The sequence below is a fragment of the Streptomyces sp. NPDC048419 genome (assembly GCF_043200415.1).
Classification (GTDB): domain Bacteria; phylum Actinomycetota; class Actinomycetes; order Streptomycetales; family Streptomycetaceae; genus Streptomyces.
In genome coordinates this window covers 272,780-287,434 of record NZ_JBICXT010000002.1, presented here as the reverse complement: position 1 = coordinate 287,434, position 14,655 = coordinate 272,780, and the positions used below count along the sequence as shown (strand labels likewise).

13 protein-coding genes are annotated in these 14,655 nt (G+C 72.0%); 5 read left to right on the top strand and 8 right to left on the bottom strand.

What is annotated here, in order from left to right:
* Window positions 1–54: 54 nt before the first annotated feature.
* From ACGFYN_RS05265 to ACGFYN_RS05255, 3 genes are all read left to right on the top strand, one after another.
* Complete coding sequence (locus ACGFYN_RS05265; protein ID WP_393864396.1) at window positions 55–1,470, top strand: MFS transporter; 1,416 nt, start codon at window positions 55–57, stop codon at window positions 1,468–1,470.
* Between the two features lie 209 nt (window positions 1,471–1,679).
* Window positions 1,680–2,192 carry a SigE family RNA polymerase sigma factor gene (locus tag ACGFYN_RS05260; RefSeq protein ID WP_393864395.1) on the top strand — a complete coding sequence of 171 codons (513 nt, stop codon included), beginning with the start codon at window positions 1,680–1,682 and terminating at the stop codon, window positions 2,190–2,192.
* A 77-nt stretch (window positions 2,193–2,269) separates the two neighbouring features.
* Window positions 2,270–3,535, top strand: coding sequence for a hypothetical protein (locus tag ACGFYN_RS05255; RefSeq protein ID WP_393864394.1), 1,266 nt, complete (start codon window positions 2,270–2,272; stop codon window positions 3,533–3,535).
* A 46-nt stretch (window positions 3,536–3,581) separates the two neighbouring features.
* Here ACGFYN_RS05255 and ACGFYN_RS05250 read toward each other — a convergent pair whose 3' ends face one another.
* From ACGFYN_RS05250 to ACGFYN_RS05225, 6 genes are all read right to left on the bottom strand, one after another.
* Complete coding sequence (locus tag ACGFYN_RS05250; RefSeq protein WP_393864393.1) at window positions 3,582–4,481, bottom strand: anti-sigma factor RsbA family regulatory protein; 900 nt, start codon at window positions 4,479–4,481, stop codon at window positions 3,582–3,584.
* A 526-nt stretch (window positions 4,482–5,007) separates the two neighbouring features.
* Complete coding sequence (locus ACGFYN_RS05245; protein WP_393864392.1) at window positions 5,008–5,658, bottom strand: hypothetical protein; 651 nt, start codon at window positions 5,656–5,658, stop codon at window positions 5,008–5,010.
* Between the two features lie 90 nt (window positions 5,659–5,748).
* Window positions 5,749–7,224, bottom strand: a complete 1,476-nt coding sequence (locus ACGFYN_RS05240) for a GntP family permease (protein WP_393864391.1) — start codon at window positions 7,222–7,224, stop codon at window positions 5,749–5,751.
* A gap of 119 nt (window positions 7,225–7,343) precedes the next feature.
* The gene (locus tag ACGFYN_RS05235; protein WP_393864390.1) at window positions 7,344–7,754 is read right to left on the bottom strand and encodes a RidA family protein; all 411 of its coding nucleotides are present in this window, start codon (window positions 7,752–7,754) and stop codon (window positions 7,344–7,346) included.
* Window positions 7,751–8,515: an IclR family transcriptional regulator gene (locus ACGFYN_RS05230; protein WP_393864389.1), complete on the bottom strand. Its 765-nt coding sequence runs from the start codon at window positions 8,513–8,515 to the stop codon at window positions 7,751–7,753. Before ACGFYN_RS05230 ends, ACGFYN_RS05235 begins: the two co-directional genes overlap by 4 nt.
* A complete protein-coding gene (locus tag ACGFYN_RS05225; protein ID WP_393864388.1) occupies window positions 8,512–9,678 on the bottom strand; it encodes a sugar kinase in 1,167 nt (388 codons plus the stop codon). Before ACGFYN_RS05225 ends, ACGFYN_RS05230 begins: the two co-directional genes overlap by 4 nt.
* A gap of 146 nt (window positions 9,679–9,824) precedes the next feature.
* Between ACGFYN_RS05225 and ACGFYN_RS05220 the strand changes: the two genes are divergently transcribed.
* Both ACGFYN_RS05220 and ACGFYN_RS05215 read left to right on the top strand, forming a co-directional pair.
* Window positions 9,825–11,090 (top strand): amino acid deaminase, encoded by a 1,266-nt coding sequence (locus ACGFYN_RS05220; RefSeq protein WP_393864387.1) that lies wholly within the window; start codon window positions 9,825–9,827, stop codon window positions 11,088–11,090.
* 40 nt (window positions 11,091–11,130) lie between these two features.
* On the top strand, window positions 11,131–12,741 hold the full coding sequence (locus ACGFYN_RS05215) for an amidohydrolase family protein (protein ID WP_393864386.1): 1,611 nt from the start codon (window positions 11,131–11,133) through the stop codon (window positions 12,739–12,741).
* A 24-nt stretch (window positions 12,742–12,765) separates the two neighbouring features.
* Here ACGFYN_RS05215 and ACGFYN_RS05210 read toward each other — a convergent pair whose 3' ends face one another.
* Both ACGFYN_RS05210 and ACGFYN_RS05205 read right to left on the bottom strand, forming a co-directional pair.
* A complete protein-coding gene (locus ACGFYN_RS05210; protein ID WP_393864385.1) occupies window positions 12,766–13,611 on the bottom strand; it encodes a trypsin-like serine peptidase in 846 nt (281 codons plus the stop codon).
* Window positions 13,612–13,867: 256 nt separating this feature from the next.
* Complete coding sequence (locus tag ACGFYN_RS05205) at window positions 13,868–14,542, bottom strand: hypothetical protein (protein ID WP_393864384.1); 675 nt, start codon at window positions 14,540–14,542, stop codon at window positions 13,868–13,870.
* Window positions 14,543–14,655: the final 113 nt, after the last annotated feature.

The window sequence follows — 14,655 nt, the reverse complement described above, 5'->3', positions numbered from 1 at the left end:
CATTTTTCACGGACTTGGTTCAATGGCCGAACCTAGGGTGTTACGGTTCCACTCATGGTTAGGTTCAATGAACGAACCCTCACTGAGGTCGAGGCGTCGCCCACATCCGACGCGCTCCGTGCACAGACCGCGCAGGCGCCCCCGCGCCCCCGGGCCACCCTCGCCCTGACCAGCGCGGCCACCGCCGTGACGCTGATGACGTACACCGCACCGATGGTCACGCTCCCCGACACCGCGGCGGCCCTGCACACCCCGGTCTCCGCCCAGGCCTGGCTCCTCAACGGCACCCCGCTCGGCCTGGCCGCGCTCCTCCTGGTCGCCGGCAGCCTCGCCGACGACTACGGCCGCCGCCGCATCTTCCTGGCCGGCACGCTGACCCTCGGTATCACCACGGCCCTCGGCGCGCTGGCCTCCTCCACCTGGCTGTTCACCCTGGCGCGCATCGCTCAGGGCGCGGCGAGCGCGGCGATCCTCGCGAGCAGCCTCGGGCTGATCGTCCACGCCTTCCCGACCCCGCGCGGCCGGCTGCACGCGACGGGGGTGTGGGGAGCGTTCGTCAGCGGCGGCATCGCGGTGGGGCCGCTGGTGGCGGGCGCGTTCTCCGACTGGCGGGTGGCGTACGCCGTCCTGGGCGCGGCGGCACTGCTGCTGGCGGCCCTCGGCACCCGCAGGCTGACGGAGTCCCGCTCACCGCGGGGCGGCCGTGCCGACGTACCGGGCGCCCTCACCTTCGGGCTGGCGCTGGTCGCGCTGGTCGCCGCCCTGACCCTGGGCCGGGACGGCTGGCTGCGCCCGCAGGTGGGCCTGCTGCTCCTGGCGACGGTGATCCTCATGGCGGTCTTCGCACTCGTGGAGCGCCGCTCGGCCACGCCGATGATCGACCTCGGCCTGCTCCGCCACTCCCGCTTCCTGGCCTCGTCCGCGGGCGGCCTGTTCACGGGCCTCGCGGTGATCGGCATGTTCAGCTTCCTGCCGGCCCTGCTCCAGCAGACGCTCGGCCTGTCCGCGATGGACACGGCCTGGCTGTTCCTCCTCTGGTCCGGCCTGTCGTTCACGGTCGCCCTGCAGTCCAAGCGCCTGGCCGGCCGGGTCCCGCCCCGCCACCAACTGGCCGTCGGCTTCACCCTCCACGCGGCCGGCGTCCTCACCATGCTCGGCGCCCTGGACGCCCACTCCTGGCCCCGCCTCCTCCCCGGCCTCCTCATCGCCGGAACCGGCAGCGGCCTCCTGAACGCTGCGCTCCCCCTCCTCGCGGTCGAGTCGGTACCGGCCGCCCGCGCAGCCATGGGCTCAGGCGCCCAGCAGACCTTCCGCTACATCGGCTCCTGCGCGGGCGTGGCCCTGACGATCGCGATAGCGACATCGTCGGGCAGCGGCCTTGCGCACGGCGCGGACATCGCGATGGCCGTCTCGGCGGGACTGGCGGCTGTGGCCGCGGTGGCTGTGCTGGTGTTGCGGGAGCGGGCGTGACGGCCACCCCCCACCCTGAAGCTGCGACGAAGACCCCATTGTTCGGAGGGCCGATGAATTCCACCCGACGCCCGTAACGCTCGATCCAGTCGAGAGACATGCGAGCACTTTCACTCGGAGAGCGCGTGCGGCCGAGTGAAACATTTCCCCGGTCCCACCGCGTCAATGAAGTGAGAGCGGTTGGTGGGTGGGGTCGGGCAGGGGGAGCGATGTGGCAGGTGCGGGCTGATGAGTATGCGGAGTTCGCCGCTGTGCGGGCCGGGCATCTGTATCGGTCCGCCTGTCTGCTGACCGCCGGGGACACGCATCTGGCCGAGGATCTGGTGCAGGAGACGCTCGGGCGGCTGTACGTCAGCTGGCGGCGGGTGGCGCGGGTGGAGAATCCGGCCGGGTACGCGCAGACCGTTCTCATGCGTACGTTCCTCACTCATCAGCGGCGGCGCAGCAGCACCGAGCGGGCCATGGAAGTGCTTCCCGATCGGCCCGACGACGGCGCCGGACGCGACATGCCGTTGCGGCTGACCTTGCTCGAGGCACTCGCTCGGCTTCCCGCCAAGGACCGGGCCGTGGTCGTCCTGCGGTACTGGGAGGACCGCTCCGTCGAGGAGACCGCGCAGGTCATGAACGTCAGCTCAGCCGCCGTGCGTACGCGCTGCGTTCGTGCTCTCGCGCGGTTGCGGGAACTGCTCGGTGAGGATCTCAGCGAGTACGCCCGGCCGTAGGACGCTCAGCGTCCGTCCCGTCCATCCGTTCAACCCCCTACCCTCAACCCCCAATCCTCGTGAAACGGTGATCCGTCATGCCCTTGGAACAGCACAGCGATCCCTTCGAGGAGCAGCTCTCCGCCGGAATGCGGCAAGCCGCCGGCGCGTTCGAGACCGACCGGGCCGCGCTCGTCACCGCCGGTGCGGCGCGCGGACGGCGGCGACTGCTGCTGCGGCGCCGGGCCGCCGTCGCGGGCGGGGCCGCGGGTCTCGCGCTCGTCGGTGTGGGCGGGGCGCTGCTGCTGCCCGGTGCCGGGTCCCGGACCGACAGGACATCGGTTGCCGCCGACAGCCGGCATCCCTCCGCCTCCACGTCGGCCGCCCCCTCCCCCGTCTCCGGCGACTCACTGATCCGTACGCTCGAAAAGCTGCTCCCCTCCGGCAAGTTCAGCGGCGCGGAGGCCAGGGGCACGGACGAGGGCGCGCCGTACGTGCATCTCGTCTTCGACGACGGCAAGGGCGCGGCGGCCGTGGGAGTCGCCCTCGGGCGTGTGCAGCCGGGCAGCGACCAGGCCCGGCAGGTCACCGAGTGCCCGGGCAAGGCCTACGCGCACTACGACTCCTGCGGCACGAGCCGGCTCCCGGACGGCTCCGTCGTCATGGTGCTTCAGGGCTACGAGTATCCGGACCGCCGCGTGGACACCAAGTGGTGGAACGCCGAGCTCGTCTCACCGCAGGGCCATCACGTGAGCGTCAGCGAGTGGAACGCCGCGGCGGAGAAGGACGCCCCCATCACCCGCGGCCAACCTCCCCTTGCTCCGGCCCAGTTGAAGCACGTCGCCTCCGCCGCCGCCTGGCGCGACGCCATCGACGCGATGCCCGAGGACGAGAAGAAGCCGACGGCGGAGCCGAGCGCGACCGGGAGCACCGCGTTCGCACCCGTGGCCCCCACCCTCAAGTCCCTGCTCCCGAAGGGCCTCACCGTCTCCGAGAGCAGCGGCGGGGACAGCGGGTTCGGATACGTCGTCGCCGACGACGGCAAGGGCAAGAGCCTCGTCCAGGTCAACGTCCAGGCCGGCATGGCGGACGTCGCGGGTGATCTCTTCGGGTCGGGCGCCGAGACGCTGCCCGACGGGACGCGGGTCGCCGTGCATCAGGGGCCCGGCGAGAAGGGCGGCGCGGGCGTCGTGATGTGGACCGTCGACACCTTGCGGACCGACGGCACGCGGGTCGTCGTCAGCGCCTTCAACTCGGGTGCGCAGGACACCGCCGCGACGCGCAAGACCCCGGCCCTCACCCTTGCGCAGCTGCGGCAGATCGCCCTCAGCCCCAAGTGGTTCCTCCCGCACAGGAGTGCCTGACCTGGCCCGGCGGAACACATCCGCACGTGCCCGGTTCGAACCACGGTTATCCGTACTGCAGCCGTACGGTCGCCCCCGCGACGTCGTCGCGTACGTCGACGTAGGCGCACACCTGGCGGGTGAACCAGAGCCCCTGGTCGGGTTCCAGTTCGGCGCCGGCGGGTGGGACGAAGCCCGCCAGCGGGTCGTCGACCCGGCGCGCCGTGCGCAGTTCGCAGACGCAGGCGGGCGCCTCGCCCCACATCAGGGTGCGGGTGACGGGACCGAGGGCGGCGGCCGCGGCGAGCACGGCATCGGTGAACAACTCCGCGTCCGCGGGCGACAGTCCACGGGCGGACGCCCGGCTGCGTACGGCTTCACCGGTCGGCGGCGCGAGCGTCTCCGCGTCGACCGGGGGCAGCGGCAGCGGCAAGGAGTCCAGCTCGGCCGTCAGCCGGGCCGGGTCCTCGTAGGAGCCGGTGCCCGGATGGGCGCGGCGGGCCGCGGCGACGATGACCTCGCCGGCGACACGGGTGTCGTAGGCGCACAGGGCCGTCGTCGCCATCGGCGCGAAGAGCAGGTTGGCCAGGGCCTCGTAGCGGATCCACTCGGTGGTCTCGCGGGCGGAGCGTCCCGCGCGGCCGTTCCAGACGGGCTCCATCAGAAGGTGGATCCGGCCGCCGGGGGCGGCATGCGAGGCGAGGTAACCCGCGCTCTGCGCCACGGCGTTGGCGGCCGAGCCCGAGTACCACTCGGTGTCCGGGACGAGGACGACGCCCTTGGCGTCGCCGTCCATTGCGTCCCGCAGGAGCGCGAGCTTTTCGGGGGCGGCGACGGCGACGGGCGGCGCCTCCCCGGGCGCGCCGAGTCCTTCGTGGAGGAACGGCACGGCGGCGGCCACGAACTCGTCGTCCGCGCCGTACACGGTCATGCGATGGTCGAACGGACTGTGATGGGTGGTGGTCATGGTTCTCCTCTCAGTGGGTGTGTGATGTCCGGGAGGGGAGCCTGGACGCGGCTCAGCGCCGGGCGGTGACCCAGGCGGCGATCTGGCTGCGGTTACTGATCCGAGCTTGCTGGGAATGCGTTCCACATGGCCTGCGCCGGCGAGCCCCTGCGCGAGGAGTCCGGCCACCTCCGCCTCGCGGCGGGTGAGCGGGATGGCCTGGGGCGCGCGTGAGCCGCGCCGGTCGTTTCGTTTCCGTACGCTGCCGGGCGGTTGAGGCCTTCGGTCTGTTCGGCCCGCCGGTCGACGAAGGCCTCTTGGGGTGGGGCGAGGACCCGGACGGCCGGGCCCTCCTGCGCGAACCTTCACTCTGCCGGGTTTTCGGCATATATGCACGTGCCGGTCACACCCGCGGGTGCATATATGCGTCAGGCCCGTGCAGGGGTTACGGGCGCGCGTACACTGCGCGGCCGAATGTCGAGTGAAGGGATCGCGCCCTGGTGGAGGGGGCGTTGAGCGGGATCGGGACGGTCCCGGGAGCGGAGGACTAGTCGGCGTCCTTGGCGTCCGCGGCCTCGGTGTCGTCCTTGTCGTCCGCGTCCTTGAGGTCCCCGGCCGTGGCGTCCGCCTCCTGCGCGGCCTCGTCCTCGGACTCCCCCTCCTCGGCGCCCTCTTCGAAGTACGCGTCGAGGACCGCGTCCAGCTGGGACTCCCACTCCTCGAAGCGGGCCCGGGCGGTCGCCTCGATCTCGATCGGGTACCAGCGCCTGTCGGGGGTGTGCACCGTGATCGTGAACCGCTTGCCGAAGCGCGGGGATTCGGTCTCCACGGCGCCGATCTCGTCCCAGCGGAACTCGCACGCCTGGTCGTCCAGGGCGAGTCGTACGCCGCTGCGGTCGGCGACGATCTTCGCGCGGCGGTCGGAGGCCTCGAAGACGGGGCCCTCGGGGGTCTCCTCGTCCTCGTCGTCACCCGCGGCCGGCTCCTGGGCCCCGACCTGGGTCTCGGTCTCGGTCTCCCCGGACGCGACGCCGGCGTCCGCGTCCTCGGCCTCCGCCGCGGCGTGTTCCGCCTCGGCCTCCTCCGGCTCCGCGGACACGGGTGGGGTGAGCCCGGGAATGAAGGCCGGGTCGAACCCGGCACCCGTCACGGGCTCCCCCTTCAGGGGCTGGCTGCTCGATCCTATGCGCTGCTCCACAGCGGGCAGTATGGTCGAAGATCCTGTGCCGGACACAGTCGGCCCCAACTTCGTTATCAGACGCCTACACGCGCGCCCGGACGAACCCGGCTAGACGAACAGGCTGACCACCGCGGCCACCACGAACCCGGCCACCGACAGCACCGACTCCAGCACCGTCCAGGTCTTCAGGGTGTCCCGTTCGGTGATGCCGAAGTACTTCGCCACCATCCAGAAGCCGCCGTCGTTGACGTGCGAGGCGAAGATGGAACCCGCGGAGATGGCCATGATGACCAGGGCGACGAAGGCCTGGGAGTGGTGGCCCTCGGCGAGCAGGGGGGCGACGATGCCGGCCGTGGTGACGATGGCGACCGTGGCCGAGCCCTGGGCGACGCGCAGGACGAGCGAGATCAGGTAGGCGAGGACGAGCACCGGCAGGCCCACGTCGTGGAAGGTGTCCGAGAGGGCCTGGGCGACGCCGCTCGCCTTGAGGATCGCGCCGAAGACACCGCCCGCGCCGACCACCAGCAGGATGTTGCCGACCGGCTTGAGCGAGGCGGTGGAGACGGTCTCCAGGGACCTACGGGACCAGCCGCGGCGGATGCCCAGCAGGTAGTACGCCAGCAGCAGCGCGATCGTCAGGGCGACGAAGGGGTGGCCGAAGAACTCGATCACCGAGCGGCCCGTGGAGGGATCGAGGGCGATGGAGGAGAAGGTGGCCGCGAGGATCAGGATCAGCGGCGTGCCGATGATGCCGAGGACGACGCCCAGCGACACGGGCTGCTCGCGCGGCTCCGCGCCCTGCTCCCGCTGCTCGGCGACGACGGCCGCCTTGGCCTCCTCGGCGGCCTCCAGCATGTCCTGCGGCACGGGCACGAAGATGCGTCGGCCGATCCACGCGGAGAACACCCAGGCGGCCAGCACCGCGGGGATGCCGCAGACGACGCCCATCAGGATGATCCAGCCGAGCTGCACGTGGAGCAGTCCGGCGGCGGCCACCGGCCCCGGGTGCGGGGGCAGGAACGCGTGGGTCATCGACAGGCCCGCGAGCAGCGGCAGGCAGTACAGCAGGATCGACTTGCCGGAGCGCTTGGCGGCGGCGTAGACGATCGGCGCGAGCACGAAGATGCCGACGTCGAAGAAGACCGGTATGCCGAAGATCAGGCCGGTGAGGCCCATGGCGAGCGGGGCCCGCCGTTCGCCGAAGAGGTTCAGCAGGCGGGAGGCCAACACCTCGGCGCCGCCGCTGACTTCGAGGATCGCGCCGAGCATCGTGCCCAGGCCGATGATGATCGCGACATGGCCGAGGATGCCACCCATGCCGGTCTCGATGGTCGAGACGGCGTCCGACCGCTGGACGGTGCCGAAGAGTTCGGTGACCGACAGCCCGGCCATCAGGCCGACGGCTATGGAGACGGCGAGCAGGGCGACGAACGGCTGGAGTCTGACCTTGATGATCAGGAAGAGGAGGAGCGCGATGCCGATGGCGGCGACCGTGAGCAGACCGGTCGTGCCGTCGATCAGCAGGAGCAGGCCGCCGGTGTGGGGTGGGGCGGCGGGCGCGTCCGCGGCGAGCGGGAGGGACATTCGGGGGTCCTCTACTTAAGGGCATGGTGCTTTCGGGCAGGGGGGATCGCGGCACGGCGCCCCGGGGGTGAGGGGCGCCGCGCCGTGAGGAAGAAAGAGGTGCGCGGTCCGAGGCGGCGTCAGCCCAGTACGGCCAGTGCGTCGATCTCGATGAGGAGCCCCGCGGGCAGACCGACGTAGACCGTCGTGCGCGCGGCGGGCGGCTGGGTGAGGCCCTGCTCCTCGAAGTAGGTGTTGTAGATGGCGTTCATCTCGGCGAAGTGGTCCACGTCCGTGAGGTAGACGCGGATCATCATCACGTCGTCCCAGCTCGCGCCGCCCTCCTCCAGGATCGCCTTGACGTTGGCGAGGGTCTGCAGGGTCTGCTCGCGCAGGGCGGGGCCGGCGGGCGTGGGGGGCTTGCCCTCCTCGGCGGGCAGGAAGCCGACCTGGCCGGCGACCTGGAGGATGTTGCCCTTCCTCACGCCGTGGGAGAACTTCGCGGGCGGGGTGGTGTGGGTCTTGGGGGTGAGCGCGGTCTTCTCGGTCATGGGGCGACTTCCTTGACGGGGGTTCTTCCGGAGTACTCCCCGCTGATCGCGTCCGCCGTGCGGCGCACCAGGGGGAGCAGGGTGAGGAGTTCGTCGGCGGTGACGACGACGTTCGGAGCGGAGACCGACATCGCGGCGACGACCCGGCCGTCGGCGCCTCGGATGGGCGCGCCGACGCAGTTGATGGACTCCTCGTGGCCGCCGAGGTCGGTGGCCCAGCCCTGGTCGCGCACCTTCTCCAACTCCCGCAGGAACGCGGGGGCGTTGGGGGTGGACCGGGCCGTGTACATGGGGTATTCGAGCTTGTCGGCGAGCCCCCGGCGCTCGCTCTCGGGGAGGTCTGCGAGCAGCAGCTTCGCGACCGCGGCGACGGTGATCGCCACCGGTTTGCCGATCCGCGAGTACATCCGGACCGGGTAGCGGCTCTCCACCTTGTCCATGTAGAGGACCTCGGACTCCTCGTACACCGCGAGATGGACGGTGTGCCCGCACTGCTCGTTGAGGCGTACGAGGTGGGGGTGGGCGATCTCGCGGATGTCGAGGTTCTCCATGGCCTCCTGGGCGAGCGCGATGAGGCGGGCGCCGAGGCGGTAGCGCTGGTCGGACTGGCGGTAGACGAGACCGTGCTCGTGCAGTGTCCGCAGCAGCCGCAGGGCCGTGGACTTGTGCACGCCCAGCCGGTCGGCCACCTGGCCGAGGTCGGCGGGCCCCTCGGCGAGCAGCGGCAGGATGCTCAGCGCGCGGTCGACGGTCTGGCTCATGACGTACGTACCTCCTCGTCGCCCCCGTCGACGGCCTTCGTCCAGCCGGGGCCGAGTCGAAGTGTCCCCCACGCCGCGTCGTCGAGGGCGGCGAGAGTGTCTGCGTGATCGCGGGCGGGGGGCGGGGCCAGGTCCCCGGGGACGGTGAGGGCGGCGGCGGCCATGAGATGCCCGTGCCGCAGCCGGTCGCGGACCGGGAGCCCGCGCAGGGTGGCGGAGAGGAAACCGGCGGCGAAGGCGTCGCCCGCGCCGACCGTCGCCACGACATCGACATCGAGGGCCGGGACGAAGGTGACGGCCGCCGGTGCCGTTCCCGGGGTCGCGGCGCGGAGCCCGGTCGCGGGGCCCGGTTCCGACGGGGCGACGCCCTTCTCCGGGCCGGGGGCCGCCCCGGGCGGCACGCATGCCCGCGGGCCGGTCAGCGCGGTCGCCCCCTGTGCCCCCTGCTTCACCACCAGGACCGCCGGCTCCGGCAGGGCGTCCCGGATCGCCTTCGGCCCACCGGTGATGCCCCAGGCCTCCTCCGCCTCGTCCTCCCCCACGAACACGACGTCGCTCCCTCGCGCCAGCTCCAGCAGCACGCCCAGCCCCTCGGCATCGGCCCAGAGTCCCGGCCGGTAGTTCACGTCGAAGGACACCAGCGGCCGACCGGGCCGCGGAGCGGTCAGCTCACGCATCAGGCCCAGGCAGTCGGCGGACAGCGCCGCCGTGATCCCGGAAAGGTGCAGCACCCGGCCCGCCCGCACCGCCGCCAGATCCGTGTTCCCGGCCGACATCGCCGACGCGGCGGACCCGGCACGGTAGTACGCGACCTCGTGGGCGTCCGTCGCGCGGTCGCCGGCCGTGCGGAAGTAGATGCCGGTGGGACGGTTGGGATCGCGGTGCACGGCGCCGACGTCGACGCCGTAGGCCCCGATCGCCTCGACCAGGTGGTCGCCGAACCCGTCGCAGCCGACCCTGCTCACCCAGCGCGCGGAGTGCCCGGCGGCGGCCAGGGTGCAGGCGACGTTGGACTCGGCACCGCCGATCCCGCGGTCGAAGGAGGGAACGTCGGCGAGGCGGCCGGGCGTGGCGGGCCGGAACGTGACCATGGACTCGCCGAGGGTGACGACGTCGACGGGATCGCCGGCGTCGAAGGTGTTGCAAGGTCCGGGCGTGGTCACGATCGTCGTAGCTCCTCGGTGTGACGGCGGGCGAAGGCTGGAGGGAGGCTCCGTTGACCCCACATTGGCCGAGATGTTAGACAGCGGTAAGCGATATACGCAATGACTGTTGCAAGCAATGCAATACACCTGATCAGGGAGGTCCCATGGGCATCGAAGCCCTCGCCCGCCTCGCCGAGGAACGCGTCGACCACCGCTTCAAGGGCCTCCCGCCGGACGCGGACGGGCTGACCGTGGGTGAGCTGGCCGCCCAGCGCCGCAACCTCTTCACCGGCGGCTTCGCCACCCCGGTCCTCGCCCTGTCGGCGGAGCGCCTGGAGCACAACCTGGCGCTCATGGAGACATACGCGACCCGTCACGGCCTCGCCTTCGCCCCGCACGGCAAGACCTCCATGGCGCCGCAGCTGTTCCGGCAGCAGATCGAGCGCGGCGCCTGGGGCATCACCCTCGCCGTCCCCCACCAGGTGCGCGTGGCACGGCGGTTCGGTGTGGAGCGGGTCTTCCTCGCCAACGAGCTCGTCGACGCCGCGGCCCTGAAGTGGATCTCCGCCGAGCTCGACGCCGACCCCGGTTTCCGCTTCGTCTGCTACGTCGACTCCGTGCGCGGCGTGGAGCTGATGGACGCGGCGCTGCACGGCGCCTCGCGCCCGCTGGACGTCGTCGTGGAGCTGGGCGCCGGCGAGGGCGCCCGTACCGGCGTCCGCACGGAGGCGGAGTGCGCGGCCGTCGCGGACGCGGTGGCCGGCACCCGGACGCTGCGGCTGGTGGGCGTCGCGGGCTACGAGGGCGAGGTCCCGCGGGCCGACCCGGAGCGGGTGCACGCGTGGCTGCGGCGGCTGACCGCGCTCGCCGCCGACTTCGACAAGGCGGGACGGTTCGCGGGACTGGACGAGATCGTCGTCAGCGCGGGCGGCAGCGCCTGGTTCGACGCGGTGGCAGACGTGTTCGCCGAGATCCCCGAACTCTCCTCCCCTGTACTGAAGTTGCTGCGCTCGGGCGCCTACGTCTCGCACGACGACGGGCACTACCGCGAGGTGACGCCCTTCAACCGGGTCCCCGGGGAGGGCGCCCTGGAGCCGGCGTTCCGCCTGTGGGCGCAGGTGGTCTCGCGGCCCTCGGCCGAGCAGGCCTTCGCCAACGCGGGCAAGCGCGACGCGGCCTACGACCTGGACCTCCCCTTCGCCCAGGTGGTGCGCGCGGGCGGCGCCGAGCGCCCGGCGACAGGCATCACGGTGACCGGCCTGTCCGACCAGCACGCCTGGCTGCGCACCGGTGACGAGGCGGACCTGGAGGTCGGAGACTGGGTGGGGATGGGCCTGTCGCATCCGTGCACGTCGTTCGACAAGTGGCAGCTGATCCCGCTGGTCGAGGCGGACGGCACGGTCGTCGACTACATCCGCACGTTCTTCTAGAAGCACGGCCGGAAGCACGGCAGGAGCAGGAGGAGGAGTCGTGGAGCAGCTCGTCATCCGGGACGCGGACGTGGTGGACGGCAGCGGCGCGCCGTCCTACCGCGCGGACGTGGTGGTCGACCGCGGCCGGATCGTGTCCATCGTCAAGGAGGCCGCGGCGGCCGGCTGCCAGCGCCCGAAGGCCATGCGGGAGCTGGACGCGGAGGGGCTGGTCCTCTCCCCCGGCTTCATCGACATGCACGCGCACAGCGACCTCGCCGTCCTGCGCGACCCTGACCACAGCGCCAAGGCCGCGCAGGGCGTCACCCTGGAGGTGCTGGGCCAGGACGGGCTGTCGTACGCCCCCGTCGACGACCGCACGCTCGCCGAGGTGCGCCGCGCGATCACCGGCTGGAACGGCTACGGCGACGACATCGACTTCGACTGGCGCTCGGTGGGCGAGTATCTGGACCGGCTGGACCGCGGGATCGCCGTCAACGCCGCGTACCTGATCCCCCAGGGCACGGTCCGCATGCTCGCCGTCGGCTGGGACGACCGCGAGGCGACGCCCCAGGAGCTCGACCGGATGCGGCAGTTGGTCGCCGAGGGCCTGGAACAGGGTGCGGTCGGCATGTCGTCGGGGCTGACGTACACGCCCGGCATGTACGCCAAGGACGCCGAACTGACCGAGCTGTGCCGGGTGGTGGCGTCGTACGGCGGCTACTACTGCCCGCACCACCGCTCCTACGGCGCCGGGGCCCTTCAGGCGTACGAGGAGATGGTCGAGCTGACCCGGGAGGCGGGCTGCCCGCTCCATCTGGCCCACGCCACCATGAACTTCGGCGTGAACAAGGGCCGGGCGCCGGAGCTGCTGACCCTGCTGGACGAGGCACTGGCGGCCGGGGCCGACATCACCCTCGACACCTACCCCTACACGCCGGGCTGCACGACGCTCGCGGCGATGCTGCCGAGCTGGGCGAGCGAGGGCGGCCCGGAGGCGATCCTGAAGCGGCTCGCGGACGAGGAGACGTCCGCGCGGATCCGGCACGACCTGGAGGTCGTCGGCTCGGACGGCTGCCACGGAGTGCCCATCGAGTGGGACACGATCGAGATCTCGGGCGTGAGCGACCAGCGGCTCGGCGACTTCGTCGGCCGGACCGTCCAGGACTCGGCGGACCTGCGCGGCGAGACCCCGTGGGCCACGGCCCACCGCCTGCTGATCGAGGACCGGCTGGGCCCGACGATCCTGCAGCACGTGGGCCACGAGGAGAACGTGCGGGCGATCATGCGTCACCGCGTCCACACCGGCGGCTCGGACGGCATCCTCCAGGGCGCCAAGCCGCACCCGCGGGCGTACGGCACCTTCCCGCAGTATCTCGGCCACTACGTACGGGAGTTGGGCGTGCTGTCGCTGGAGGAGTGCGTCGCCCGTCTGACGTCCCGGCCCGCCGCACGGCTGCGGCTGCCGGACCGGGGCCTGGTCCGCGAGGGCCACCGTGCCGACCTGGTCCTGTTCGACCCGCGGACGGTGGCGGCCGGTTCGACGTACGAGAATCCGCGGGCGCTGCCGACGGGCATCCCGCACGTCCTCGTCGACGGGCAGTTCGTGATCGAGGACGGGCGGCGTACGGACGTGCTGGCGGGGCGGGCGGTCCGTCGCAGTCCCGTGTGACGGCCCGCCCTTGGGGCGTGACGGCTACGGCTTGGGCAGGACGCAGCCGGAGGCGTTCAGGTCGAGCTTGTTGCCGGTGCCGAAGCAGGCGGGGATCTGGTAGGTCTCCTCGGCGTAGTTGATGCCCTTGCGGACGGTCACCTTGCCGCTCTCGTCGACCTCGCAGGGGTTGTTCTCGGTGCAGCGCTGGCCGTCCTCGTTGCCGGTGTTGTTGACGGCGACGACCTTGCCGGTTGCGTTGTCGATCACGGGCGAGCCCGAGGTGCCGCCGATGGTCTGGCAGGCGGAGGTGTAGCGGACCGAGTCCTTCCAGGTCCAGTCGCCCTCCTTGAGGCGGTAGACGAAGCCGTCGACGTTGCAGGCGTACGTCCGCTTCCAGTAGCCGGAGACGACCGTGATGGCGGTGCCGGCGGTCGGATGCGTGTTCTGAACGGTGAGCGGGCTGATGCCGTAGGAGCTCTTGATCGCCGCGTAGGTGGTGGTCAGGCGGTAGATCGTGACATCGGTGTCGGTCATGGTCGAGTAGACGACCTGGTTGGCCCGGAGCGTGGCGACCTTGCTGCCGGAGGAGTTGAGCAGTCCGAAGGTACGGCTGGAGGACTGTCCGGTGATGACCTCGCCGGGCTCCGGGAACCCGGTCTCCAGGCAGTGGCCGTTGGTCATGACGAGCGCCGGGTCACTGTCCGCGGAGTTGGGGAAGCGGACGACGGAGCCGGAGCAGTTGCTGAGCGAGACGGTGCCGGCGAAGTTGACGGCCTTGACGGCGGGCGCGGAGGCGCCTTCGGTGGGCACCGGGGCCGCGACCGCTGGTGCCGCGCCCGCCCCGGCTATCACCAGGGCGAAGAGCGCGGCGCCGAGAGGCTTCTTCATGTGGGGGTCCTCTCCTGCGACTTGGGCGACCGGAGATCTTCCGGTCGCCCATAAATTTGACATGTGCATTGTGAGGGTGAAGCCATGGTGGGGCAAGGAGTTCTTTCGGACCCGCGGGGGCACGGGAAGCACGGGGCCGCGCCGGCTGGGCCGAACCCCGCGTCCGGGAGGACGGGTTGAGGACCGGGCGGGTTGCGTGGGCGTCGGGGCTTGTTGCTCGCGGAGGACGGGCCGGGGGCCGGGCGGTGCCCGGGCCTCAGGACTTCTTGCCGCCCCCGTGTCCACGGCCCGGGCCGGCGCCGGGGTTGCCCCGGCCCGGGGCTGTGCTCGTCGCGCTGGGGCTCGGCGTCGGCGCCGCGCTCGTGGAGGACGTGGGGCGGGTCGACGGCGAGCGGGTCGCGTCCGCCGCCGCCGAACCGGGCGTCGACGCGCTCGCCGTCGTCGAACCGGACGGCGCCCCGGACGGGGCACCGGCGCCTGCGGACGCCCCCTGGGACGACTTCGCACCCGTCGGCACGGAATCCGGGGCCGTCGGCCCCGTGCGCTTGTCGTCGGACCCACCGGACGACGATCCCAAGAAGGCGAAGCCGGCGATCACGGCCACCAGGGCCACCGCCCCCAGTGCCGCGGCGAGGAACGCTGCACGCGGCGAGCGCCGGGGGTCGCGTCCGTGCCGGGAGCGCCGGCGCCGGCCGCCGGGAGGCGCCTCGATCCGCGGCGCCCGGTCCGGCACGCGGGGCAGCTGGGCCGTCTCGTCGTACGCGTTGTCCTCCCAGCCGTGCGCCGCCGCCGGGTCGGCGTAGCCGTCGTAGCCGGGGGACGGTTCGGGCCGCGGATGGAACACGTTCGGCGGACCCTGGGGGCCACCATCCGGGAGGTACGCGGACTTCGCCCCGTACGTCCCCTTCTCGCGCTCATCCGGTCCTGACATGGGAGGGAATTGTAGAGACGCATGGGTTTCCTGTGACAGCTACCGGCGATAACAGCCCAAACGCCGCGTCTCACGTGGCGGAAAACACGGACCAGGATGCGTAACCGGGCCGT